Source organism: Microbacterium trichothecenolyticum (genome assembly GCF_000956465.1).
GTDB classification, from domain to species: Bacteria; Actinomycetota; Actinomycetes; order Actinomycetales; family Microbacteriaceae; genus Microbacterium; species Microbacterium trichothecenolyticum.
Window position 1 is genome coordinate 43,776 of the sequence record NZ_JYJA01000023.1, and the last position, 22,355, is coordinate 66,130.

A 22,355-nucleotide genomic window follows, 5' to 3' on the forward strand; every position below is an offset into this window, starting at 1 on the left:
ACTGGATGCCCGTGGCTCTCACCATCGGAATCGTCGGTCTCCCGAACGTCGGCAAGTCGACCCTCTTCAACGCCCTGACCAAGAACCAGGTGCTCGCGGCGAACTACCCGTTCGCGACGATCGAGCCCAACATCGGCGTGGTCAACCTGCCCGACCCGCGGCTCGACAAGCTGGCCGAGATCTTCCACTCCGAGCGGATCCTGCCCGCCGCCGTGTCGTTCGTCGACATCGCCGGCATCGTCCGCGGCGCGAGCGAGGGCGAGGGCCTCGGCAACAAGTTCCTCGCGAACATCCGCGAGGCCGACGCCATCGCCCAGGTCGTGCGCGGCTTCGACGACGACGACGTGGTGCACGTCGACGGCGCGGTCAACCCGCAGAGCGACATGGAGACCATCAACGCCGAGCTGCAGCTCGCCGACCTCGAGACGCTCGAGAAGGCGATCACACGGTACGAGAAGGAGGTCAAGGGCAGGAAGCTCGACCCCTCGGTGCTCGCCGCGGCGATCGAGGCGAAGGACGCCCTCGAGCGCGGGGTGCTGCTGTCGGCCTCGGGCATCGACCTCTCGCCGATCAAGGAGCTGGGCCTGCTGACCGCGAAGCCGTTCATCTTCGTCTTCAACGTGGATGAGGCTGTGCTGACGGATACTGCGAAGAAGGCCTCGCTCGAGGCTCTGGTCGCGCCGGCCAAGGCCGTCTTCCTCGACGCGAAGATCGAGTCGGAGCTCATCGACCTCGACCCGGAGGACGCGGCGGAGCTGCTCGCCTCGACCGGGCAGGACGAGTCCGGTCTCGACCAGCTGGCGCGCATCGGCTTCGACACGCTCGGGCTGCAGACCTACCTGACAGCCGGCCCGAAGGAGGCCCGCGCCTGGACCATCGGCAAGGGCTGGAAGGCCCCGCAGGCGGCCGGCGTGATCCACACCGACTTCGAGAAGGGCTTCATCAAGGCCGAGGTCATCTCGTTCCACGACCTCGTCGAGACCGGCTCGGTCGTCGAGGCCCGATCGAAGGGCAAGGCCCGGCTCGAGGGCAAGGACTACGTCATGCAGGACGGCGATGTCGTCGAGTTCCGCTTCAACGTCTGACGAACGCTCCTCGGAAAGGCTTCCCATGACCGACACCACGCAGATCTTCGAGCCCGACGGACGCGCGATCCCGTACATCGTCGAGGGCGACGGGCCCATTGGCCTGGTGCTGATCGCCGAACCCGGGCAGGACGCTCTGGGTGTGGTGGGGCACTACCTCGCCGAAGAGGCGGGGTTCCACATCATCCGCGTCGGCTACCGCGCGAACGTCGATGCGGCGTCGACAGGCGATCAGGCCGACGACGTCGTGGCGGTCATCGATGAGCTGGGACTCGAGCGCACCTGGGTCGGCGGCCACGGCCGCGGCGGCACCGTCGCGCGCGCGCTGGTCGCTGCGCACCCCGATCGCGTCAACGGGCTGCTGCTGCTGGGCGTCGAGGACGAAGACATCGCGCTCGCCCCGGTGATCCCCGTGCTCATCGTGCAGGGTGCGGACGACGAGGTGACCCCGCGCGCGAACGGCGAGAGCCTGCAGGCGACGGCGCCCGAGCGCGCGAGCGTCAAGAACCTCGACGGTGCCGGTCACCTCTTCCCGCTCACTCACCCCGTCGAAACGGCGGTCATCGTCGAGGAGTACCTCGACTGGGACTGAGGTCCGGACGCGTCAGCCGATCGGGATCAGGTACGCGACCACGCCCACGACGGCCGCGATGGCGAACGCCAGCAGGCTGATGAACAGCGCCTTGCGCTGATCCTTCCGCCGGAACTCGGCATCCTGGATGCTCTCCTCTCCGCCGAGGTCGCCGAAGTTGTAGAGACCCCGGCTGGCGAACCCGACGCAGAAGTGGAACGCGGCCTGCAGGAACCCCTGGGCCGACAGGAACACCGGCAGCGCGACCAGCAGACGCCACGGAGCCGCCCACCCGAGGGCGAACGCGACGCCCAGGAAGACGACGGCGATCGCGAGCCCCCACCACCCCGACGCCCGGCGCCTGCGGATCTCGGCGGGACCGATGTTGCACACGCCGGGCTGGTAGACGGTCGTCTGGTTCATGGCGACATTCTGGCGCACCGCCTACGCGATCCCCGCGAATCGCGCGAGACGCGCCCGCCCCGCGCCGATGTTCTCCTTGAACCTCGCCGCGGCGGCGAGCACGGCCGGGTCATCCGCCCGCTCCGGAGCAACCCGCGCGGGGTTCAGCGACGTGGTGTTCGACCACGCGCGCAGGTCCGTCTCCTTCGACATCGCGAGCGACGCGTCGCCGCCGATCGTCTGCATCGTGGCCCAGTCGGCGGGGGTGTCGGAGTACGGCGAGGGGCGGCACACACGGTTCTTCTCGGCGTCGTCGCCGCGGGTCGCCTCGACGTAGCCGGAGAGCGCGGCGCCGTAGCAGGGGAAGCCGACGCGCACCGGCTGCGGGGTGATGGCCTCCGGGGTCCAGATGGGCCGCAGGCCCGGGTACTTCAGCCCTTCGGCTGCGCAGTGCACGACGAGAGAATCGGCGGGCACGTGCACGTCGCCGTCTGCGAACGTCAGGCGTCCACGGCCGACCGACTGCACGTGCCCGCGGCGGACGACGTCGTCGATCGTGCGGACGAGGTCGAGCTCCCACGTGGCGAGCGTCGGCGTCTTCGCCATCGTCGGCGTCACAGCGGGATCGAAGCGCAGCATGATCCCGGCATCCTCCATCCGCAAGAACACGTCATCGGGATCCGAAGCCGCCGCCGCGGCGGCCATCGTGTCGGCCGCCATGCCGAGGAAGATCGCCGGATCGGGCTGCACGACGGCACGGTTGAGCAGCCACGGGTCACGCGGACGGACCCAGGTGATCGCGTTCGCGCCGACGCCGTTCTGCAGCAGCCACACGCACGTGTCGGTCGCGGTCTTGCCGGCACCGACGATGACGTAGTGGCCGGGAGCCTCCGCGAGGCGGACGAGGTCGTTGACGGCCACGACGTCGGCGCCGTCCTCGACCGCGAAGGGCGGGGGAGTGAGCAGCGGGATGTCGGGGGACAGGTACCGTGCGTCCACCACCCGGGCTCGGGGCGCATGGAAGCGCGCGCCGCTGAGCAGCGACACGAACCGGCGATCACCCAGATACTCGCTGCGACCGTGGAAGGCGACCCTGCCCGACCGGACGAGTCGTGCGAGCACGCGGGCGTAGTACTCCGACACCTCCGCGGCGCTCGCGCGCTCGTGAAGTCCCCGCTCCGGACCGTCGTCCTGCAGCCGCCCGCCGCCGAGCAGAGTCGAGGCGACGCCGTAGAAGGCCGACGCCTGATGCAGCCGCACGAATCCGTACGCATCGAGCCAATGACCGCCCGCCCCGTGTCGGCGGTCGACGATCGCGACCGACACGTCATCGGCGGCCGTGGTGAGGGCGTCCACGAACGCCATCCCCATCGCCCCCGCCCCGACGACCACGTAGTCGACGTCGACGATCGCCTCCATGCGCTCATCAGAGCAGTGCGCGTGCGGCCCGTCAATGGCCCCCATACGATACCGAGACCGTACACGGCAAGAGGGCGCGGCGAAGACTGCTCCGCACGCACAATGGTCGCGTGGGCGAGAACGAGGAACCCCAGGTCGGTCCCGCGCCGCTCGCGGCGCCGTCCGATGAGCCGCTTGCGCATCCCGACCCCCACCGCGCGACCGTCCTGGTGGTCGGCGTGGTGGCCACGGTGCTCTTCGTGATGCTGCGCTTCGCGGTGGCGCTGGGCGGGCACGATCCGCTCGCTGTCGACCTCTGGTGGGACGATGTCATGCTCGCGGGCTTGACCGACGTGGGGCTGGTGATCGCCTGGGTGCCCTCCGTCATCGGCGGCGTGGTGGGTGCGCCTGTGGTCGGGATCCTGATCATCGCGATCTTCCTCTGGCGGCGGCGGCGATGGGAAGCTGCGACCCTCGCGGTGGCCATCGTGACCGTGACGGCGATCGGTGCACCGATGGCCGCGATCATCGCGCGGGTGCGGCCGGCTGATTCGCTCGCCGAGAGCGTGGCCACCTCGTTCCCGTCCGGTCACACCGCCGTGGCGACGACCATCGCCGTGACGCTCGGGCTGCTGCTGCGCCGCTGGTACGTCTGGACGCTCGGAGCGCTCTGGGTCGCCTGGATGATGTGGAGCCGCACCTACCTGCACGCCCACTGGGCGAGCGACGTGCTTGCGGGGCTGCTGGAGGGCATCGCCGTGGCCTGCCTCGTGTGGAGCGCAGCCCAGGCCTATCGGATCCGGCGCGCCAGGCGGTCCGCGCCGCCCGCTGCGTGAGCACGGTTCCCCGCCCGAGTGCAAGCCCCATCCCGCGCAGCTGCGCCGGAGATACGCTTCGCGAATGACCACTGCGAAAGGTGCGGCGCGGGCCGCGACCGACTCACCCGTCTTCCGGACGATCGCCCGCATCGGCTACGTCGTGCTCGGCATCGTGCACATCGTGATCGGCGCCATCGCCGTATCCGTCGCCACCGGCGGTGCGGGTGAAGCGGACCAGGGCGGTGCCATGGAGAAGATCCGCGACACCCCCGCCGGAGTGCTCCTGCTGTGGGCGATCGTGCTGGGGCTCACGGCGCTCGCCGTCTGGCAGGTCGCCGAGGCGTTTCTCGAGCGGAACTCCGACGCCAAGAAGAAGTGGGGCTACCGCGTCAAGTACATCGGCACCGCGGTCGCCTATCTCGCCATCGCGTTCACCGCGCTCGTGTACGCGCTCGGGGGCAGCTCGGACTCCTCGCAGTCCTCGCAGTCTCTGAGCGCGCAGCTGATGGACAGCCCGGGCGGCCTGTTCGTGCTCATCCTGATCGGGCTCATCGTGCTCGCCATCGGCATCGCGTTCATCGTGCGCGGATTCACCCGCGCCTTCGAGAAGCGCCTCGACCTCCCCGCCGGGGCTGCGCGAAAGGGAATCGTGACGTTCGGCGTCGTCGGCTATGTCGCGAAGGGCGTCGCCGTGGCGGTGACGGGAGCGCTGTTCGTGGTCGCCGCCTTCACGCACGATCCCGAGGCGGCGGGTGGACTGGACGGCGCCTTGCACACCTTGGCGGGCCTGCCGCTCGGATCGGTCATCCTGTGGGTGGTCGCGGCGGGACTGATCATCTACGGCGTCTTCTGCTTCGCCCGCGCACGCTACGCACGGATGTGAGCACCGCGGGGCGACTACTCGGCCACCAGCCCCGCACCCGACCGGAGGGCGGTCTCGCGCAGGGCCGCAGCATCCAACGCCGCCGCCGCCGCGCGGCGCCCTTCTGCGATCAGGCGCGGCACGTCGGTCATCCGCCATTGCGCCATGCCCTCCATCTCGGGCTGGACCAGCACGACCGACGGATCGGCGACGAGATCCGCAGTGCGGGTGACGGTGCGCATCATTCGCACGTTCTCCCACCTCGCGTGCAGCCGCACCACGATCACACGGGTGGCGCCGAGGGCCCGCGCCGCGGCGACAGGGACGTTGTCGATCATGCCGCCGTCCGCGAGCAGCGCATCGCCGCGGCGGATCGGGGGGAGCAGACCCGGCACGGCGACCGTCGCACGGAGGGCGGCGCTCAGCGGTCCCTCATCGAGGATGATCCCGCGGCGCGTGCGCAGGTCGGTGGCGTACGCGGCGAACCGGCGGGGCAGGTGCTCGATGTGCGGGTCCTCGCCGAGGGCACGCGGGACGGCATCGACGATCGCGGTGGTGTCGAGCAGACCCCAGCGCGGCGTCATCGACCAACGCGCGATCGTGCTCCAGCGGAACGCGCGCGCGGCGCGCTCGATGACATGCGGTTCCAGCCCTGCGGCATAGGCGGCCGCGACGAGGGCTCCCGAGCTCGTTCCGGTCGCGATGCCGGGACGGATGCCACGCTCGGCCAGCACCTGCAGCACGCCGACGTGAGCGGCGCCGAATGCGCCACCGCCACCGAGTACGAGCCCCAGCTCAGGGTCGTCGATCATCCGTCCTCCACTCGTCGCGACGGGGCGAAGGTAGCACTGCGCGTTGGGGAACGCCTGAGACGTGTGCCGATCGCCGAGGAGATTGACGCGTCACGCGTCAGTTGGGATCCTGGGCGGGATCACGGATCGGCACTGGGGCGAGAGGTGACTGCCATGGCGATGTCGACACGGGCGACGGCGGCGAAGGCGGCAGTGGATGTCGTCGGCTCCTACTTCTCCCGCATGCAGGTCGTCGCGTCCGACCCGGAGGCGCTGGTCTTCGCGTTCGGCAATCCGCATGAGATGGCTCTGCCCGGTCTGCCGGCGGCGATCCAGAGGCACGCCGAGCCGCTGACCGTCGACTGGTTCGCGTACAAGAGCAGCGAGCGGTCTGCGCAGGAGGTCGTGGCTTCCGCGCTGTCAGGAGAGCTGGGGCTGGAGTTCGATCCCCAGGACATCGCCATGACGCAGGGTGCCTTCGGTGCCATCTCGCTCGCGTTCGCGCTGCTGGCCGACGCGGGAGACGAGGTCGTGATCCCGGTGCCCGGCTGGTTCTGCTACGCGCCGATGCTGCACGCCGCGGACCTCGTCCCGGTCGGCGTGGACCTCGCCCCCGTGACGTTCGACCTCGACGTCGATGCCATCGCGCGCGCGATCACCGCTCGCACGAGGATCGTGGTCGTGAACTCGCCGGCGAACCCGACCGGTCGCGTCTATCCGCGGTCGACCTGGGAGGCGCTCAGCGCAGTCCTCGAGGAGGCGTCGCATGCCCAGGGACGCCGCATCTGGCTGCTGTCGGACGAGCCGTACCGTCGCATCCGCTTCGACGGCATCGAGTTCACGAGCCCCGCCGCGCACTACCCGTGGACGGTGATCGACTACAGCTACGGCAAGGTCCTGCTCGCCCCCGGCGCGCGGCTCGGCTACCTCGCGCTGTCCCCCCTGATCCCCGCGGTCGAGCGGGAGGAGCTGCGCGACGCGCTCTTCCCCCTCGGGCTCGCCATCGGCTGGGGGTTCCCCGACGCGGTCATGCAGTACTCGGTACCGGAGTTGGAGACCCTCTCGCTCGATATGGCCGAACTGACGCGCAAGCGCGACCGGATGTACGGCGCACTCGCGGGCGCCGGCTACGAGGTCACGCGGCCGGAGGGAACTTTCTATCTGTGGGGCCGCGCGCCGGGCGGCGACGCCCAGGCGTTCTGCGACGCCCTCGAGGAGCGGGGCGTGTACGTCATGCCCGGCTCCCTGTTCGAGCAGCCGCATCATTTCCGGATCTCGTTGACGGCGACCATGACGATGATCGACCGTGCGATCCCGCACCTCCTGGAGGTGGCCGCGGACCACGACCGGACCGAATGAGGCGGAGGGGATGTCGCGTCGCCTGCCTTCAGGTCACGCCTGAGCCTGCCTGGGCGGAGGGACGGGATCCTGCAGCGACCTCGCGAGCAGCGTCGCTCCCGCCACGGCTGCCGGCATCGTCGCCACGGCGCCGAGCGGGACCAGGAAGCACAGCTGCGTCGCGACGCCGAACCCCAGCACGCGCAAGCGTCTGCGGTGCAGCAGTTCTCTACGGGCGCGCCTCGTCAGCCCGCGGGCGGTCAGCGCGCGCGAGCTCAGCTCATCGGCGATCAGCCATCCGGTGAAGAGCACCGCGAAGAGGGTGCTCGCCACCGCTCCGACCACGGGGACGAGGCCGATCAGCGCGGCGACCAGCGCCGTGCCGACGCCGCGTGCGACGAGCGAGAGCCCGTCCGCGACCGAGCGCCAGAACCCATAGTCGCCGTCGAGCTGCGGGGAACCGGCATCCTCCTCGACCGCTCTCCAGATCCGTTCGTAGAACGGCTCTCCCACCAGCAGCGTGAGCGCCGTGAACGTGACGGCCACCAGCACGAGCGCGGCCCCGAGCAGCGCGGTGCCCACCGCGACGCGGAAGACCGCTGCCCACACGCCCGGCCAGCCGTCGGCGAACGGCGTCATCGCCTCGGTCAGCGCCGGCAACGAGGCGCTGAGTGCGATGAGCCCGCCGAGGAACAGCACCCCGACGATCGCGGCGGGGACGAGACCGAGCGCCATGAGGCCCGGCCTGCGCCGCCATTGCGCGAAGCCATGACCCAGCAGGCCGACCCCTCTGATGAACTCGCGCATCTGGATCAGCCTAAGACGCCCTCCTCGGCTCGTCCGTGTCCAGGTGGTGTGGGTCGCGGATTCCCCGGCGGTGCGAGTCCGGATCGATCCACCACGCACTCGAGCAGATCTCGCGCCCCGTGGCGTTCTGACCCGCGTCGTCAGCTCGCGGGGAGGGCGGTCTCCGAGACCATCGCGAGAACGTCCTCGAGGAAGCCGGCGACGATGCGGGCGTCGCTCGCCGGCAGTCCAGATGCGAGGCTGCGCAGCTGCATCGTGAGCGGGTCGAGGCGATCCGGGTCGATGTTCCGATCGAAGGGCCGGACGATCTTCTTGCGTCGGTCGTGCGGGTGCGCTTCCACGACGACGAGTCCGCGTCCGACCAGACGGTCGATGAGTGCGGTGCCGGAAGCGGGGGAGAGGTGAAGCGCCCTCACGATCATGGAGGGCGTGATCTCCGCCGTTTCCACCTGCTCGAGCAGGTAGCGCATCGCTGCCCGGTCCGTCTCATTCATGCCGGTCTGCTGCTCGCGTCGACGCGCGAGCTTCGCTTCAGCGAGCCGAAGGCGCTCGAGCAAACCGGCCACATCGGGTCCGCGCCCATCGGCGGTCGCCGTCGACGGCGTCGCGATCTCCGTCACGAGTGCACTCCCTCGTCCGTCCCCCGCTCACGGGAGAGCGAAAGGATGCGTTTCATTCGACCACAGAAATCTTGCATACGAAACCTTCTGTCAGCGAACTGTAAGTGCAATCAACGTCTGATGATAAATGATTCACTAGTAACACGTCAGATACCGAACTATTCTGGAAGCACGTCTCCGAGAGGAGCGGTCCACATGGCTGAACTCGCCTACGGTGCCGAAGGCACCCCCATCTACATCCCGGAGCACCTCCTCGCGCACGTCAAGGTGGTCGTCACGACCAAACTGCGCCGCCACGAGAGCTTCATGATGTCGTGGCGTCACACCGACGGCTCAGGACGCTCGTCCGTCTGGCTGGAGCAGTCGATCCCGCTCCGCTTCACCTTCGAGAGCGTCGACGAGCCTCGGATCGACCCCGCTCTGCTGTCTCGCCTCGCTGCTGGGGCCAACTCCAACGCCGGCCTCATCCTCGAGCTCGACGAGATCCACCCGCTGGGTCCGCCGGCGACCGCCTCGCCCGCCCTCGAGAAGTCCGTGGCGTAGGAGGGGATGGGTGGGCGCCACGGCGCGCGTGTCGGGGCTCGATGGCAGGATGGGGCCATGCCTGAGTCGCCGGAGGTCGAGGCTCTCGCGCGGTTCCTCGCTGAAGAGGCGTCCGGGCGAGAGGTCCGCGGAGTCGATGTGCTCGAGTTCCGCACGGTCAAGACGCGCGCCGCGCCCCCGGCGAGCATCACCGGACGCACGATCACCGGTGCGCGCCGCCACGGCAAGCATGTGGAGCTCGTGCTCGACGAGGCGAGCCTGGTCGTCTCGCTGGGGCGCCACGGATGGATGCGGTGGCTCGATGCCGCACCCGACGAGGCGGTCTCCCTCTCGGCTGACGCGCCGCCGGCTCTGGCGTCCTTCGAGCTGTCGGGCGACCGCAGCCTGCAGGTGACGGACGCCGGCAGCTGGGTGTCGCTCGGACTGTTCGTGGTCGGCGACGCCGGTGAAGTTCCCGCGATCGCGAAGCTCGGCCCGGATCCCGCCGACTCCGCGTTCACGCGCGACCAGTTCGACGGCGCGCTGGGCGGCCGCCGGAAGCAGATCAAGGCAATCCTGCAGGAGCAGGAGTCGCTCGCCGGCATCGGCAACGCCTACTCCGACGAGATCCTGCACCTCGCCAAGGTCTCGCCGGTGACGCACGCGGCCGCTCTAGACGATGGCTCGGCGGACCGGCTGTTCGACGCGACGCTGACGACCGTTCGCGGTGCGATCGATGCCCGCCGTGGCGTTCCCATCGACCAGCTCAAGGCACACAAGGTGGCGGCGATGCGCGTGCACGGTCGCACGGGCGAGGCCTGCCCGGTGTGCGGCGACATCATTCGCGATCTGACGTTCGCGGGCACGTCGGCGCAGTACTGCCCGACCTGCCAGAACGGGGGAGTGCCGCTCTGAGTGGGAGCCATCCGCGATCCGGGCGGCCGACGTCGGTGTTCCCGTGGGTAGCATGGTCGCTATGACGACTTCGCAGCAGCCGGCCCCGATCACCCTCGCACCCGTCCCCGACGAGAAGAACCTCCTGACGGTGGTCGAGTCCGCCGGTTCGTGCTGCGGCGGCGGCAGCTGCAGCATCGACTGACCCCCTCCCGTTCACGCCACGACGCGCCGGCGATGACCGACGAACAGCTTCACATCACCCCGCGGGTCGGCCGCATCCTCATGTCGGAGGAGGCGATCTACGGCCTGATCCTCGTATCGGGGATGATCGTCGTCTCGGCGCGGGGCACCTCCTGGGAGGCGTTCGTCACCGTCACGGTCACGGTGATCGTCTTCTTCGCTGCTCACGTGTTCGCCGGCACTCTCGGTCGCCTGGCCGCCACCGATGGTCATGCCGGGCTCCGCGCCAGTCTCCGCGCGTCCGCACGTCAATCCGGCGGCATGCTCATCGCGTCCGTGCCGCCGCTCATCATCCTGCTGCTGGGTGCGACGCGCGTCATCGAAGACACCGCCGCGCTCTGGGCGGCGCTCATCGCCAACACCGTGTTGCTCGGCGCCCTGGGCTGGATCGCCGTCGCGCGCTGGAGCACGCACTGGCTTCCGCGCATCCTGAGCGCACTCATCACCGCCGCTTTCGGCGGAGTGCTCATCCTCTTGAAGGCCGTCATCCACCACTGACGTCGCCGCGTGCGGCCTGCGCCGGCGCGAGCAGGGCCGCGACCAGCGCGGGGTTGAGGCCCGGTACGTCGTCGACGGGGACCGCCAGGGCCAGCAGCGCCCGGCTGAAGTAGTTCCGCACGGCGGCGGCGAGCGTGATGTCGACGATCTGCCGATCGGTGAACCCGAGATCGCGGAGGCGCTGCGTGTCGGCGTCGGTCATGGTCGCGGCATCCGTCGAGACCTTCTCGGCGTACGCGACCACCGCCATGTCCGTCTCGTCGAGGCCGGCGTCCGCGCCCTCGCGCGCAAGCCGGGCGAGCTCCTCCTCATCGAGGAGGCCGGCCCGCAGGCTCTTGCGGCCGTGTGCGAGGAGGCAGTGATCCGACCCGATCGCGCGCGCGGCGCCGAGCGTGGCGAGTTCGTAGTTGCGCAGCCCGATCGACGGGACGATGGTCCGGACCAGCGTCTCGAAGGCCGCATGGGCCTCGGGGTTGATCGCCATCGCGCGCGTGTGCCCGAAGACGAAGCCGTCGCTGCGGAGGTCGCCGTCGTACATCTCGGCGACGTGGCCGGTGGCTGCGTCGAGGTCCGGAGTGCTCACGATCATGGTGCTGCCTTCCCGTCGGGTTTCGGGCGCATCCAGAATCGCGGATGCCCCACCCCTTGTCGAGGGGTGGGGCATCCGGGTGATACCTCTGTCAGTGACCGGCGGGCGCGCCCATCGGTGCGTCGGCCGGCTTGCGGATGAGGAACGCGCCGACCAGCAGCGGCAGCGACAGGAACGCCGCCGTGAGGAACGCGGCGTGCGTGCCGGCGGCGCCGGCGGTCACGGTGTCGGCGCCCGACGACGCCGCGGCCGAGGTGGCCGCCGCCATGACGCCGAACATCAGCGCGATGCCCGCGGCGCCCGCGACCTGCTGCACGGTTCCGACCACGGCCGAACCGTAGGAATAGAACCGCGGCTGGAGCGAGCCGAGCGACGCCGTGAACAGCGGCGTGAACGAGAGCGCGAGGCCGACCGAGAGCACGGTCTGCGCCACGGCGATCAGCCACACCGGCGTCTCGGTGCCGAAGGTCGTGTAGAACCACAGCATCGCGCTCGTGATCACGGCGCCCGGGACGAGCAGCACCGTCGTGCCCCAGCGGTCGTAGATGCGACCGATGAACGGACCGGCGAGGCCCATCGCGAGGGCGCCCGGCAGCACGACCAGGCCGGTGGTGAGCGGGTCGACGCCCAGGACGTCCTGCAGGTAGAGCGGGACGACGGTGATCGCACCGAAGAAGGCCATCGACATGATCGCCATCTGGCCGATCGAAAGGGAGAAGTTGGCGCTGCGGAACACGCGCAGGTCGAGCAGCGCGTCGTCCTTGCGCTGCAGCACGACCTGACGCCAGCCGAAGAGGCCGAGCGCGACGACGCCGACCGCCAGCGACACGATGAGCGTCGTGGTCGACGCTGCGCTCGCGGCCGCGGCATCCGCTCCGCTGCCGTGCCCACCGCCGCCCAGCTGGCTGAGGCCGAAGACGAGGCCGCCGAAGCCGAGGGCCGACAGGATGACCGACAGCACGTCGATCGGGGCGCGCGTGGTCTCGCCGAGGTTGTGGATCCAGCGCGCGCCGACGACGAGCGCCACGATGGCGATCGGCAGCACGATGCCGAAGATCCAGCGCCACTCGAAGTTGTTGAGGATGGCGCCCGCGAGCGTCGGGCCGATCGCCGGGGCGAGCGACATCACGATGCTGACGCGGCCCATCATGCGGCCGCGGATGGCGGCGGGCACGACCGTCATCAGCGTCGTCATCAGCAGCGGCATCATGATCGCGGTACCGGACGCCTGCACCACGCGGGCGACGAGCAGCATGGGGAAGCCGGGTGACAGGAACGCGATGAGCGTGCCGAGGGAGAACAGCCCCATCGCGGCGACGAACATCGTGCGCGTCGTGAAGCGGCGCAGCAGGAAGCCCGTGATCGGGATGATCACGGCCATCGTCAGCATGAATGCGGTCGTCAGCCACTGCGCGGCGAGCGCCGTGATGCCGAGGTCGGTGATGAGGTGCGGGATCGCGACGCCCATCGTCGTCTCGTTGAGGATGGCGACGAAGGCGGCCGCGAGGAGCAGCCAGATGACGCGGCTCTCTTCGGGGCGCAGTGTGGGGACGGCGCCGGCATTGCCCGCAGCAGCGGGGATGCTGCCGGTTCCGGGGTTCGTTTCGATGGCGGCCATAGGTCGTCTCCTCGAGGCTCGGATGGGCAGCGAAATACCACCCGAGGATGGCAAGCCTTCAGGATAACCACAGGTTCAGACATCGCATTCCCGCTTCGGGGAACGGATATCGGCGGGAATGGGACCCGAGGGTCAGCTGTCGGAGGGCTCGGGCTCCGCGTCGTCCCACTTCTCGGAGCCGATCGCGTCGGTCGGCTCTGCCTCGGGCTCGCGCTCTTCGAGGTTCTTCGGGAGGGGGTTCACGATCTCCTCGTGCGGGATGGCCTTGAGGGCGTCGATCTCTTCGCGGAGCTCCGCGAGGTCGCTGCCGTCGTGTTCGGGGAGGTCGGGCGTCGAGGTCATGGCCCGAGCCTAGCGTCGGCGGCGCTGGTTAGGCTGGCCACGTGAGCATGCGCGGCGGTGGGGGCGGGGGAGGACACCCCGGCTTCCGCCCGGTCGACACCGAGGCCCAGCGGCGGGCGAACGCCGAGGCGCCGCAGATCCCGGATCTCGGGCGGCGGGTCGTCGCCCTCTTCCGGCCGTACAAGTGGTCGATCGTCATCACCGGAGTGCTCGTCGTCGCGGGCGCCGGCATCGCGGTGATCCCCCCGCTGCTCGTGCAGCGCGTGTTCGACGATGCGCTGTTCCCCGTCGACGGCTCGCCGCCGGACCTCTCGCTGCTGTGGAAGCTCGTGCTCGCGATGATCGCGCTCTTCCTGCTCTCGGCGGCCGTCGGTGTCGTGCAGACGTGGCTCACCTCCACCGTCGGCAACCGGGTCACGGGCGACCTCCGGGTGAAGCTGTTCGACCACCTGCAGTCGATGGAGCTCGGATTCTTCACGCGCACCAAGACCGGCGTCATCCAATCGCGACTTCAGAACGACGTGGGCGGCGTCTCGGGCGTGCTCACGAACACCGTGACGAGCATTCTGGGCAACACGGTCACGGTCGTCGCGTCGCTCGTCGCGATGATCATCATCGACTGGCGGCTGACCATCATCGCCGTCGTGCTCATGCCGTTCCTCATCCTGGTGCAGCGTCGTGTCGGCCAGGTGCGCGCGCGCATTGCGGGAGAGACACAGGAGTCGCTGTCGGAGCTCACGGCCATCACGCAGGAGACCCTGAGCGTCTCGGGCATCCTGCTCTCCAAGTCGTTCAACCGCCAGCGGACCGAGTCGACGCGCTACGCCGACGAGAACATCAACCAGGTGCGGCTGCAGGTACGTCGCGCCATGAGCGGCCAGGGCTTCTTCGCCGTCGTCCAGGTCATCATGGCGAGCGTGCCCGCCATCATCTATCTCGTGTCGGGCTACCTCATCGGCGGCGGCACCGACGCCATCACGGCGGGCACGATCGTCGCGTTCACCACCGTGCAGGCGCGTCTGCTCATGCCCCTCATGGGGCTCATGCGCGTCTCGCTCGATCTGCAGACGTCGTCGGCGCTGTTCGCCCGCATCTTCGAGTACCTCGATCTCGTGCCGGCCATCCGCGACGCCCGCGACGCCATCGACGTCGCCGACGCCCCCGGCCCGCTCGGTCGCATCGAGTTCAGGGATGTGGAGTTCCGCTATCCGGATGCCGCCTCCGACACCCGCGCGACGCTCCAGGGCGTGTCGTTCACGGCCGAGCCCGGTCAGCACGTCGCGTTCGTCGGGCCCTCCGGTGCGGGCAAGACGACCGTGCTGTACCTCACGCCGCGGCTGTACGAGGCATCCGGCGGCTCCGTCCTCTTCGCCGGTGAGGACGTGCGGCGTCTCACGCAGGAGTCGATCATCGACAACGTCGGAATCGTCTCGCAGGAGACGTACCTGTTCCACGCCACGATCCGCGAGAACCTGCGCTACGCGAAGCCGGACGCGACCGACGCCGAGGTCGAGGCTGCGTGCCGCGCCGCGAACATCCATCACGTGATCGAGCGCTTCGAGAGGGGCTACGACACCGTCGTCGGCGAGCGCGGCTATCGGCTCTCGGGCGGTGAGAAGCAGCGGATCGCCATCGCGCGGGTGCTCCTGAAGGACCCGCCCGTGCTGCTTCTGGACGAGGCGACGTCGGCTCTCGACACCGTGTCGGAGCGCGTCGTCCAGGAGGCGCTGGATGCGGCCGCGCGAGGCCGCACGACGCTGTCGATCGCACACCGCCTGTCGACGGTGATCGCGGCCGACGTCATCCACGTCGTCGAGGCGGGGCGCATCGTCGAGTCCGGCACGCACGCCTCGCTGCTCGCGGAAGGGGGGCTGTACGCCGAACTCGCGGCTCAGCAGCTCGCGACGACGAGGATCCTCCAGGCGGAGGACGCCGAGCCGCCCGCCGACCACCCCGATCGGCGAGCCGACAGCCCGCCCGACGCGCCCGTCCTCACCTCGGAAGAGGTGATGGCTGCCGGTCGCGGCAGTGTCGGCGACCCGGAGTGGCGCGAGGACTGAGCTCCCGCGCGGCCGGCCGCGGCGTCGTCACCAGAGCCGCGCGGCGGCGAGCGCCGTCGCGGCCGGCTCCGACAGCGCGACCCCGTCCGCGCGCGACGACAGCGTGCGCGCGAACGCGCCCAGTTCTCGCCGGTAGGCGTCGTCGACGTGGACGCGCGCGAGGTCGACGAGCGGTGGCAGGTCCATCGCGAGGATGAGGCGGACGCGGGATGCCGCGGCCCGCGGCTGGCCCGCCGCATCCAGCACCGCGATGCCGCCGGTGAGCGCCTCGAGGTAGTCGCGGAGAACGGGGAGCTCGCCCTTGTGCTGGGTGATCGAGGATCCGTCGGCGCGCTCGCGCCACTGGACGACGACGTCGGGGATCACGTCGAACGCACGGGCCCGCGTGTACATCTGCTGCGCGACGATCTGGTCCTCGTAAGCCTTGCCCTCGGGAAACCGCAGACCGGTGCGCCGCCACAGATCCGTGCGGCTCACCTTCGACCACGCGACGATGTTGCCGGATGCCTCGGGATGCTGCTCGAGGGTGACGCCGACGCGTGCCGGATCCGTCGCAGCCGCGACCCAGGGCTGCACGCTGCCGGCCTCATAACCGCCGGCGCTGTCGGGGCGCAGGCGCACATAGGCGCCGAGCGCGACGTCGCTGCCGCTGCCGGCGACGGTGCCGACGAGCCGCTCGAGCGCGGTCGGGGTGAGGCGGTCGTCGGCGTCGAGGAACCCCACGAACGGGGTGCGGACGAGGTCGAGGGCGGAGTTGCGCGCGGCGCCGAGCCCGCTCTGCACGCGGTGATGGACGACCTGGAACCGCTCGTCCGCCGCGGCGGCGGCGTCGAACAGCGCACCCGTCTCGTCCCCCGACGCGTCGTCGACGAGGATCGCGACCCAGTCGTCGCGCGTCTGCGCGCGCAGGGAGTCGAGCGCCTCGGCGGCATAGAGAGCCACGTCGTAGCCCGGGACGATGACGGTCACGGCGGGGGTCACGTCCCGATCCTACGGGCGACCTGGACGGCCGGGCTCCGCTGCGTCAGTGCTGCGTGCCGCTGACGGCGGCAACGGATGCCTCGACCGCGTCCGCGACGAGATCCAGCGGCGCGTTCAGCCGGCGCGGGAAGGTGAAGCGCACCGCGGTCTGCGCGACCTCCGGGGCGATGCCCATCGCCAACAGCACGTGGGAGGGCTCGTCGCTGCCCGCCGCGCACGCCGAGCCGCTCGATGACACGACGCCGCGGCGCTCGAGCTCGAGCAGCACGGCCTCGCCGCTCGTCCCGGCGAACGTGAAGCTCGCGGTGCCGGCAAGGCGATGCACGGGGTCGCCCGTGAGACGCGCCGCCGGGACCCGTTCGAGCACGCGGGCGATGAAACGGTCGCGAACGGCCGACACGCGAGCGGATGCCTCGACCCGTTCGGCTTCGGCGAGCTCCAGCGCGGTCGCGAAACCCACCGCGCCGGCGACGTCCTCGGTGCCGCTGCGACGGCCGCGCTCCTGACCGCCCCCGTGCATGAGGGGCTCCAGCGGAATCCTGCCGCGGACGGCCAGCACGCCCGAGCCCTTCGGCGCGCCGAGCTTGTGCCCGGCCAGGGAGATCGCGTCATACCCGAGCTCGTCCGCCGACAGCGTGAGCCAGCCCGCCGCCTGGACGCCGTCCAGGTGCAGAGGGATGCGCCGCTCCCGAGCGACGGCGGCCAGGCTCGCAGCATCCTGCACCGTCCCCACCTCGTTGTTCGCGTAGCCGATGCTCACCAGGACAGTGTCGTCGCGAAGGCTTTGTGCGACGGCATCCGTCGACAGACGCGCGTGCTCGTCGACGGGCACGCGCGTCGCCGAGAAGCCGTGCACACGCTCGAGATAGTCGACCGATTCGAGCACGGACTCGTGCTCGATCGGCGTGGTGACGACGTGTGCGCGACGATCATCGCGGCGCTGGGCAGCGGCGATCGCGATGCCCTTGATCGCGAGGTTGTTGGCCTCCGTGCCGCCGGACGTGAAGACGACGTCGCCGGCGCGGAGGCCGAGCACGCGCGCCACGCGCGCACGGGCGTCGGCGAGGGCGTCGGCGGCCGCCTCGCCCACGGTGTGGTGGCTCGAGGCGTTGCCGTACCAGCGGGTCAGGTACGGCATCATCGCCTCGAGCACCTCGGGTCGCACCGGCGTGGTCGCGGCGTTGTCGAGGTACAGCATGCTCATCGGATGCTCCCGGGTGGATCAGGCGGCGTCGATGCGCACGTCGAGCCCGAGATCGAGAGCGCGTGCCGAGTGTGTGAGGGCGCCGACCGAGATCACGTCGACGCCGGTCTCGGCGATCGCGCGCACCGTCTCGAGCGACACCCCGCCGGATGCCTCGACCGTCGCCCGGCCCGCGACCTGGGCGACCCCCGTGCGGAGATCGGCGAGAGAGAAGTTGTCGAGCATGATCGTGCCGATGCCGGCGGCGAGCACGGGCTCGATCTGCTCGAGCCGGTCGACCTCGACCTCGATGTGCGCCGTGTGGGGGAGCAGGTCCTTCGCGGCGAGGAGCGCCGCCGTCGGCGAGACGCCCTTCTGCGCGAGGACCGCGAGGTGGTTGTCCTTCGCCATGACCGCGTCCGACAGCGAGTGGCGGTGGTTGCGGCCGCCGCCGTCGCGCACGGCCTTGCGCTCGAAGGCACGGAGGCCCGGGGTGGTCTTGCGCGTGTCGGCGATCCGCGTGCCGGTGTGCGCGACCTCGGCCACGTAGGTGCCGGTGAGGGTCGCGATCCCCGACATCCGCTGCACGAAGTTGAGGCCGATCCGCTCGGCCGTGAGCACGCCGCGCGCCGGACCGGTGACGACCGCCAGCACGGCGCCGGGTTCGAACCACTCGCCGTCCTCGACGACGAGCTCGACGTCGATCGCCGGGTCGGTGAGCCGGAATGCCGCCTCGAACACCTCGCCACCAGAGAACACGCCGCGTTCGCGCGCGACGAGATCGGCGCGGGCGACCGCGTTCTCGGGGATCAGCGCTTCGCTGGTGAGATCGCCCCACGGCGCGTCCTCGTCGAGGGCGGCGGCGACGGCACGGTCGATCACGGCGCGGGTCAGCATGCGACGGGCTCCTTCGAGGGGTGCGGGGAGGGGGAGTGCGAGGCGGCGTTCGCGCTGCGAACCTCCGCGAGGTGTGCGGGAGCCTCGGCGGGCGTGCCGTCGGAGCGGAAGTGCGCGCCGACAGACTCCCGGCGCGCGAGGGCGGCGGCGACGAGGTGCTCGGCGACGAGGAGCAGGTTCTCGTCCTCGAAGTCGTGCTCGGTGACCGGGGTGCGCTGCTGCGTGCGCCAGGTCGAGATGACGGACGCCGCGTGCCCGAGGCCCGCGTCATCCCGCACGAGTCCAGCGTCGTCCCAGAGCAGCTCCTGCAGAGCCGCCCGCGAGAACGCCGGCGCGTCGACACCCCGGTCCTGGCGTTCCGCAGTCACGAATGGCGAGCCGGTCGCCTGCGCAATCGCACTTTGCGACTGCGGAGCAGGGCGACGCCCAGGGGCGGCCGGCCAGGATCCGGAAGCCGCATCCGTGGCGATCACGTCGCCGGCACGCGCGCCGAAGACCGCGCCCTCGAGCAGCGAGTTCGACGCCAAGCGGTTGGCGCCGTGCACGCCGGTGCGGGCGGCCTCGCCCACTGCGTAGAGCCCGGGCAGGGTGGTGCGGCCGAACAGGTCGGTGCGGACGCCGCCCATCAGGTAGTGGGCGGCAGGGGTCACCGGGATCGGCTCGCGCGCCCAGTCGAGGCCCCGTTCGCGCACGGCACGATCGATCGTCGGGAAGCGGCGCGCGAGGAACGCCGCGCGCTCGGCGGCGTCCTCCGAGTGGATATGGGTCGCGTCCAGGAACACCGGGCGGCCCTGCTGGGCCTCCATCTGCCGCGCGATCGCGCGGGCGACGACGTCGCGGGGCGCGAGCTCGCCGTCGGGGTGGGCGTCGAACGCGAAGCGGCGGCCGCGCTCGTCGACGAGGGTCGCGCCCTCGCCGCGCACCGCCTCCGACACCAGGAACGAGTCGCCCACCGCCAGGACCGTCGGGTGGAACTGGAAGAACTCGAGGTCGGCGACGTGGGCGCCGGCACGGATGGCTGCGGCGATGCCGTCGCCTGTGGCCACCTCGGGATTGGTCGAGTGCGCGTACAGTTCGCCCGCGCCGCCCGTCGCGAGCACGACCGCGGCGGCAGTGATGATCTCGCGGCGACCGGGCTCGGCATCCGTCTCTCCGACGATCAGCTCGACGCCGCTGACGCGACCGTCCGTCACGACGAGGTCGACGAGGAATGCGTGCTCGATCACCGCGACGTCGCTGGCGCGCAGCCGTGCGACGAGCGCCTTCTCGATGGCCGTGCCGGTGGCGTCGCCGCCGGCGTGGAGGATGCGCGGGTAGGAGTGCGCGGCCTCGAGCCCTTTCACGAATCCGCCGGTGTCGTCGCGGTCGAACGCGACGCCGAGAGCGATGAGCTCACGGATCCGCGCGGGCCCCTCGTCGACGAGCACGCGCACCGCGGCCGGATCGCTCAGGCCGGCTCCCGCGACCAGCGTGTCGCGCACGTGGTCGTCGGCACGGTCGTCGTCGAACATCACCCCGGCGATCCCGCCCTGTGCGAAGCGGGTGTTGGCGTGCTCGAGCACGTCCTTCGTCACGAGCGTGACGCGGCAGCCGCGCTCCACCGCGTGCAGGGCGGTGAGGAGCCCCGCGATGCCCGAGCCGACCACGATGGTGCCCGGCCCGCCCGCGGTTTCGTGCACCGTCATGAGGCGTTCTCCCACGCCGCCGCGGGTGCCGCCGGGGGCTTGGCTGCCAGCATCCGCTCCAGCGCCACGCGTGCCGGATCCGCGACGGAGGCCGGCACCGTGATGCGGTTGCGCACCTCTCCCGCGACGAGTCCCTCGAGCACCCACGCGAGGTAGCCGGGGTGGATGCGGTACATCGTCGAGCAGGGGCACACGACCGGGTCGAGACAGAAGATCGTGTGCTGCGGGTGGTCGGCGGCGAGCCGCTGCACGAGGTTGACCTCGGTGCCGATCGCGAACGTGGTCGGCTCGGTCGCGGCCTCGATCGCCTTGCGGATGTAGTCCGTCGAGCCGGCCTCATCGGCGGCGTCGACGACCTCCATCGGGCACTCGGGGTGGACGATGACGCGCACACCGGGGTGCTCGGCGCGGGCCTTGTCGATCTGGTCGACCGAGAAGCGGCGGTGCACCGAGCAGAAGCCGTGCCACAGGATGACGCGGGCATCGGCGAGCTGGCCGACGGATGCCCCGCCCAGGGGCTTGCGCGGATTCCACATCGGCATCTGCTCGAGCGGCACGCCCATCGCCTTGGCGGTGTTGCGGCCGAGGTGCTGGTCGGGGAAGAACAGCACGCGGCGTCCGCGCTGGAACGCCCACTCCAGCACCGTCCGGGCGTTCGACGACGTGCACACGATGCCGCCGTGGCGTCCGACGAAGCCCTTGATGGCGGCGGAGGAGTTCATGTACGTCACGGGGATGACGGGCACGAGGCCTTCGGCATCCGTCGCATCCATGTCGCCGTAGACCTCGGCGAGCTGCTCCCAGCACTCCTCGACCTGATCGATGTCGGCCATGTCGGCCATCGAGCAGCCGGCGGCGAGGTTCGGGAGGATCACGGCCTGCTCGGGACGCGACAGCAGATCGGCGGTCTCGGCCATGAAATGGACGCCGCAGAACACGATGGCCTCGGCATCGGGGTGCTCCAGCGCCGCGTTCGCGAGCTGGAACGAGTCGCCCACGTAGTCGGCGTGGACCACGACCTCTTCGCGCTGGTAGAAGTGCCCGAGCACGACGACGCGGTCGCCGAGTGCGGCCTTCGCGGCGCGGATGCGCTCGTCGAGCTCGGCCTCGGACGCCTCGCGGTACTCGCGGGGAAGCTCGCCCTGGCGCGGTGACCCGGTGGGGATGACGTCGCCCATCGACGAGCCGGGGCCATAGCCGGGACGGGTGTCGAAGTCCCAGGGCCCGGCGGCGAGATCTGTGTTGCAGGTCTCGCCGACGACGGCGCCCGCGACGATCGCCTGGATGGCATGGTCGACCGAGGCATCCAGTTCGGGGCGGGGCTGGAGGGTGATGTTCACGGCAGGCATGTCGGGTGCTCCGTTCGGGGGTCAGTGGCGGGCGTCGAGCGGGCCGCGGTCGGCGAGTTCGACGTCCTGGTTGTAGCGGTAGAGCCGCGCGGGGCGGTGGCTTCCGGTGCGGAAGCGGTCGGTGGGGATGAGGGTGCCGGAGTTCTCGACCTGACGGCGGAAGTTCGCCGGGTCGAGGCGCCGACCGAGGATCGCCTCATAGACCTCTCGCAGGTCGGCGAGCGTGAACTCGTCGGCGAGGAGGCCGTGGGCGATGCGGCTGTAGCCGACCTTGTTGCGCAGGCGCCACAGCGCGTAGCCGACGATCTCGTTGTGGTCGAAGGCGAGTTCCGGAAGGGCGGCCGCGTCGAACCACTGCACGTTCTCGACCGAGCCGTCGGTGATCTCGTCCGCGCGCAGCAGCGCCCAGTAGACGATCGAGACGACCCGCGTGGGCGAGCGGTCGACGGCGCCGAACGCGTACAGCTGCTCGAGGTAGCTCGGTGCCAGCCCTGTCGTCTCGGCGAGGGTACGGGATGCCGCGGCATCCAGTCCCTCCGTCGCGTCGAGCCATCCGCCGGGGAGTGCCCACTGGCCCTCGTGCGGGTCGCGCGTGCGTCGCACGAGCGGGAGCACGACCTGCACGGCGTCGCTTCCGGCGAGCCGGCGGAGCGTGAAGATGACCGTCGACACCGCCACGCGGATCGTGTCGGTCTCGGCCGGGGCGCCGGGGGAGTGGGGTTCAGATGCTGTTCTGGTCATGGTGACTCTAACTGTCTGGTCCGATCATAGTGTCACTCTGACCAGAAGCCAAACCCCCGCC

General features: G+C 70.6%; 24 protein-coding genes. 10 read left to right on the plus strand and 14 right to left on the minus strand.

Translation table 11 applies throughout. The features are described from left to right. Positions 1-11: 11 nt before the first annotated feature. Both ychF and RS82_RS02850 read left to right on the plus strand, forming a co-directional pair. The gene (gene ychF, locus RS82_RS02845; protein WP_045296769.1) at positions 12-1,085 is read left to right on the plus strand and encodes a redox-regulated ATPase YchF; all 1,074 of its coding nucleotides are present in this window, start codon (positions 12-14) and stop codon (positions 1,083-1,085) included. Between the two features lie 25 nt (positions 1,086-1,110). Further along, positions 1,111-1,677: an alpha/beta fold hydrolase gene (locus RS82_RS02850; RefSeq protein ID WP_045296770.1), complete on the plus strand. Its 567-nt coding sequence runs from the start codon at positions 1,111-1,113 to the stop codon at positions 1,675-1,677. Positions 1,678-1,689: 12 nt separating this feature from the next. On the opposite strand, the gene RS82_RS02855 is transcribed toward RS82_RS02850, so the two are convergent. Together RS82_RS02855 and RS82_RS02860 are read right to left on the minus strand one after the other, a co-directional pair. Continuing rightward, on the minus strand, positions 1,690-2,079 hold the full coding sequence (locus RS82_RS02855) for a hypothetical protein (RefSeq protein WP_045296771.1): 390 nt from the start codon (positions 2,077-2,079) through the stop codon (positions 1,690-1,692). A 21-nt stretch (positions 2,080-2,100) separates the two neighbouring features. Further along, positions 2,101-3,477 (minus strand): pyridine nucleotide-disulfide oxidoreductase, encoded by a 1,377-nt coding sequence (locus RS82_RS02860; RefSeq protein ID WP_045296772.1) that lies wholly within the window; start codon positions 3,475-3,477, stop codon positions 2,101-2,103. Between the two features lie 110 nt (positions 3,478-3,587). Here RS82_RS02860 and RS82_RS02865 point away from each other — a divergent pair, with 110 nt between their 5' ends. Continuing rightward, positions 3,588-4,292 carry a phosphatase PAP2 family protein gene (locus RS82_RS02865; protein ID WP_045296774.1) on the plus strand — a complete coding sequence of 235 codons (705 nt, stop codon included), beginning with the start codon at positions 3,588-3,590 and terminating at the stop codon, positions 4,290-4,292. Between the two features lie 64 nt (positions 4,293-4,356). After that, positions 4,357-5,157, plus strand: coding sequence for a DUF1206 domain-containing protein (locus tag RS82_RS02870; RefSeq protein WP_045296775.1), 801 nt, complete (start codon positions 4,357-4,359; stop codon positions 5,155-5,157). 14 nt (positions 5,158-5,171) lie between these two features. Here the strand turns inward: RS82_RS02870 and RS82_RS02875 are convergent, their stop codons facing one another. Further along, on the minus strand, positions 5,172-5,948 hold the full coding sequence (locus RS82_RS02875; RefSeq protein WP_052676668.1) for a patatin-like phospholipase family protein: 777 nt from the start codon (positions 5,946-5,948) through the stop codon (positions 5,172-5,174). Between the two features lie 153 nt (positions 5,949-6,101). Here RS82_RS02875 and RS82_RS02880 point away from each other — a divergent pair, with 153 nt between their 5' ends. Then, complete coding sequence (locus RS82_RS02880) at positions 6,102-7,286, plus strand: aminotransferase class I/II-fold pyridoxal phosphate-dependent enzyme (protein WP_045296776.1); 1,185 nt, start codon at positions 6,102-6,104, stop codon at positions 7,284-7,286. A gap of 33 nt (positions 7,287-7,319) precedes the next feature. Here the strand turns inward: RS82_RS02880 and RS82_RS02885 are convergent, their stop codons facing one another. Both RS82_RS02885 and RS82_RS02890 read right to left on the minus strand, forming a co-directional pair. Beyond that, positions 7,320-8,072, minus strand: coding sequence for an EI24 domain-containing protein (locus RS82_RS02885; protein WP_045296778.1), 753 nt, complete (start codon positions 8,070-8,072; stop codon positions 7,320-7,322). Positions 8,073-8,212: 140 nt separating this feature from the next. Continuing rightward, positions 8,213-8,692: a MarR family winged helix-turn-helix transcriptional regulator gene (locus RS82_RS02890; RefSeq protein ID WP_052676669.1), complete on the minus strand. Its 480-nt coding sequence runs from the start codon at positions 8,690-8,692 to the stop codon at positions 8,213-8,215. A 195-nt stretch (positions 8,693-8,887) separates the two neighbouring features. On the opposite strand from RS82_RS02890, the gene RS82_RS02895 reads away from it, so the two are divergent. From RS82_RS02895 to RS82_RS02905, 4 genes are all read left to right on the plus strand, one after another. Further along, complete coding sequence (locus tag RS82_RS02895) at positions 8,888-9,235, plus strand: DUF7882 family protein (protein ID WP_045296780.1); 348 nt, start codon at positions 8,888-8,890, stop codon at positions 9,233-9,235. Between the two features lie 57 nt (positions 9,236-9,292). After that, complete coding sequence (locus RS82_RS02900; protein ID WP_045296781.1) at positions 9,293-10,129, plus strand: DNA-formamidopyrimidine glycosylase family protein; 837 nt, start codon at positions 9,293-9,295, stop codon at positions 10,127-10,129. Positions 10,130-10,190: 61 nt separating this feature from the next. Beyond that, on the plus strand, positions 10,191-10,313 hold the full coding sequence (locus RS82_RS21925) for a hypothetical protein (protein ID WP_275426024.1): 123 nt from the start codon (positions 10,191-10,193) through the stop codon (positions 10,311-10,313). Positions 10,314-10,345: 32 nt separating this feature from the next. Further along, positions 10,346-10,849 (plus strand): hypothetical protein, encoded by a 504-nt coding sequence (locus RS82_RS02905; RefSeq protein WP_045296782.1) that lies wholly within the window; start codon positions 10,346-10,348, stop codon positions 10,847-10,849. Here the strand turns inward: RS82_RS02905 and RS82_RS02910 are convergent. The 3 genes from RS82_RS02910 to RS82_RS02920 form a co-directional block, all read right to left on the minus strand. Continuing rightward, entirely contained in the window at positions 10,836-11,438 is a 603-nt protein-coding gene (locus RS82_RS02910; RefSeq protein WP_045296784.1) for a carboxymuconolactone decarboxylase family protein, read from the minus strand. The genes RS82_RS02905 and RS82_RS02910 overlap by 14 nt on opposite strands. A gap of 91 nt (positions 11,439-11,529) precedes the next feature. After that, a complete protein-coding gene (locus tag RS82_RS02915) occupies positions 11,530-13,056 on the minus strand; it encodes a DHA2 family efflux MFS transporter permease subunit (protein WP_045296785.1) in 1,527 nt (508 codons plus the stop codon). Between the two features lie 132 nt (positions 13,057-13,188). Next, entirely contained in the window at positions 13,189-13,398 is a 210-nt protein-coding gene (locus RS82_RS02920; protein ID WP_045296787.1) for a hypothetical protein, read from the minus strand. Between the two features lie 47 nt (positions 13,399-13,445). Here RS82_RS02920 and RS82_RS02925 point away from each other — a divergent pair, with 47 nt between their 5' ends. After that, positions 13,446-15,458 carry an ABC transporter ATP-binding protein gene (locus RS82_RS02925; RefSeq protein ID WP_045296817.1) on the plus strand — a complete coding sequence of 671 codons (2,013 nt, stop codon included), beginning with the start codon at positions 13,446-13,448 and terminating at the stop codon, positions 15,456-15,458. A gap of 27 nt (positions 15,459-15,485) precedes the next feature. Here RS82_RS02925 and RS82_RS02930 read toward each other — a convergent pair whose 3' ends face one another. The 6 genes from RS82_RS02930 to RS82_RS02955 are packed head-to-tail and all read right to left on the minus strand — an operon-like array spanning position 15,486 to position 22,294. After that, positions 15,486-16,439 carry a glycosyltransferase family 2 protein gene (locus tag RS82_RS02930; RefSeq protein WP_045296788.1) on the minus strand — a complete coding sequence of 318 codons (954 nt, stop codon included), beginning with the start codon at positions 16,437-16,439 and terminating at the stop codon, positions 15,486-15,488. Between the two features lie 43 nt (positions 16,440-16,482). After that, positions 16,483-17,637, minus strand: coding sequence for a cysteine desulfurase family protein (locus tag RS82_RS02935; RefSeq protein ID WP_045296818.1), 1,155 nt, complete (start codon positions 17,635-17,637; stop codon positions 16,483-16,485). 24 nt (positions 17,638-17,661) lie between these two features. Beyond that, the gene (nadC, locus tag RS82_RS02940) at positions 17,662-18,519 is read right to left on the minus strand and encodes a carboxylating nicotinate-nucleotide diphosphorylase (RefSeq protein WP_045296789.1); all 858 of its coding nucleotides are present in this window, start codon (positions 18,517-18,519) and stop codon (positions 17,662-17,664) included. Next, the gene (nadB, locus tag RS82_RS02945) at positions 18,513-20,204 is read right to left on the minus strand and encodes an L-aspartate oxidase (RefSeq protein ID WP_045296790.1); all 1,692 of its coding nucleotides are present in this window, start codon (positions 20,202-20,204) and stop codon (positions 18,513-18,515) included. The genes nadC and nadB overlap by 7 nt, the downstream gene beginning before the upstream one ends. Beyond that, positions 20,201-21,553, minus strand: coding sequence for a quinolinate synthase NadA (gene nadA, locus RS82_RS02950; RefSeq protein WP_045296791.1), 1,353 nt, complete (start codon positions 21,551-21,553; stop codon positions 20,201-20,203). The genes nadB and nadA overlap by 4 nt, the downstream gene beginning before the upstream one ends. 21 nt (positions 21,554-21,574) lie before the next feature. Beyond that, positions 21,575-22,294 (minus strand): NUDIX hydrolase, encoded by a 720-nt coding sequence (locus tag RS82_RS02955; RefSeq protein ID WP_084695429.1) that lies wholly within the window; start codon positions 22,292-22,294, stop codon positions 21,575-21,577. Positions 22,295-22,355 lie beyond the last annotated feature (61 nt).

Excerpts from the sequence above, each read along its gene's own strand:
- RS82_RS02850 (WP_045296770.1), top strand. The coding sequence starts at position 1,111 with ATGACCGACACCACGCAGATCTTCGAGCCCGACGGACGCGCGATCCCG.
- RS82_RS02855 (WP_045296771.1), bottom strand. The coding sequence starts at position 2,079 with ATGAACCAGACGACCGTCTACCAGCCCGGCGTGTGCAACATCGGTCCC.
- RS82_RS02860 (WP_045296772.1), bottom strand. The coding sequence starts at position 3,477 with ATGGAGGCGATCGTCGACGTCGACTACGTGGTCGTCGGGGCGGGGGCG.
- RS82_RS02870 (WP_045296775.1), top strand. The coding sequence starts at position 4,357 with ATGACCACTGCGAAAGGTGCGGCGCGGGCCGCGACCGACTCACCCGTC.
- RS82_RS02875 (WP_052676668.1), bottom strand. The coding sequence starts at position 5,948 with ATGATCGACGACCCTGAGCTGGGGCTCGTACTCGGTGGCGGTGGCGCA.
- RS82_RS02880 (WP_045296776.1), top strand. The coding sequence starts at position 6,102 with ATGGCGATGTCGACACGGGCGACGGCGGCGAAGGCGGCAGTGGATGTC.
- RS82_RS02885 (WP_045296778.1), bottom strand. The coding sequence starts at position 8,072 with ATGCGCGAGTTCATCAGAGGGGTCGGCCTGCTGGGTCATGGCTTCGCG.
- RS82_RS02895 (WP_045296780.1), top strand. The coding sequence starts at position 8,888 with ATGGCTGAACTCGCCTACGGTGCCGAAGGCACCCCCATCTACATCCCG.
- RS82_RS02900 (WP_045296781.1), top strand. The coding sequence starts at position 9,293 with ATGCCTGAGTCGCCGGAGGTCGAGGCTCTCGCGCGGTTCCTCGCTGAA.
- RS82_RS21925 (WP_275426024.1), top strand. The coding sequence starts at position 10,191 with ATGACGACTTCGCAGCAGCCGGCCCCGATCACCCTCGCACCCGTCCCC.
- RS82_RS02905 (WP_045296782.1), top strand. The coding sequence starts at position 10,346 with ATGACCGACGAACAGCTTCACATCACCCCGCGGGTCGGCCGCATCCTC.
- RS82_RS02910 (WP_045296784.1), bottom strand. The coding sequence starts at position 11,438 with ATGATCGTGAGCACTCCGGACCTCGACGCAGCCACCGGCCACGTCGCC.
- RS82_RS02915 (WP_045296785.1), bottom strand. The coding sequence starts at position 13,056 with ATGGCCGCCATCGAAACGAACCCCGGAACCGGCAGCATCCCCGCTGCT.
- RS82_RS02920 (WP_045296787.1), bottom strand. The coding sequence starts at position 13,398 with ATGACCTCGACGCCCGACCTCCCCGAACACGACGGCAGCGACCTCGCG.
- RS82_RS02925 (WP_045296817.1), top strand. The coding sequence starts at position 13,446 with ATGCGCGGCGGTGGGGGCGGGGGAGGACACCCCGGCTTCCGCCCGGTC.
- RS82_RS02935 (WP_045296818.1), bottom strand. The coding sequence starts at position 17,637 with ATGCTGTACCTCGACAACGCCGCGACCACGCCGGTGCGACCCGAGGTG.
- nadC (WP_045296789.1), bottom strand. The coding sequence starts at position 18,519 with ATGCTGACCCGCGCCGTGATCGACCGTGCCGTCGCCGCCGCCCTCGAC.
- nadB (WP_045296790.1), bottom strand. The coding sequence starts at position 20,204 with ATGACGGTGCACGAAACCGCGGGCGGGCCGGGCACCATCGTGGTCGGC.
- nadA (WP_045296791.1), bottom strand. The coding sequence starts at position 21,553 with ATGCCTGCCGTGAACATCACCCTCCAGCCCCGCCCCGAACTGGATGCC.
- RS82_RS02955 (WP_084695429.1), bottom strand. The coding sequence starts at position 22,294 with ATGACCAGAACAGCATCTGAACCCCACTCCCCCGGCGCCCCGGCCGAG.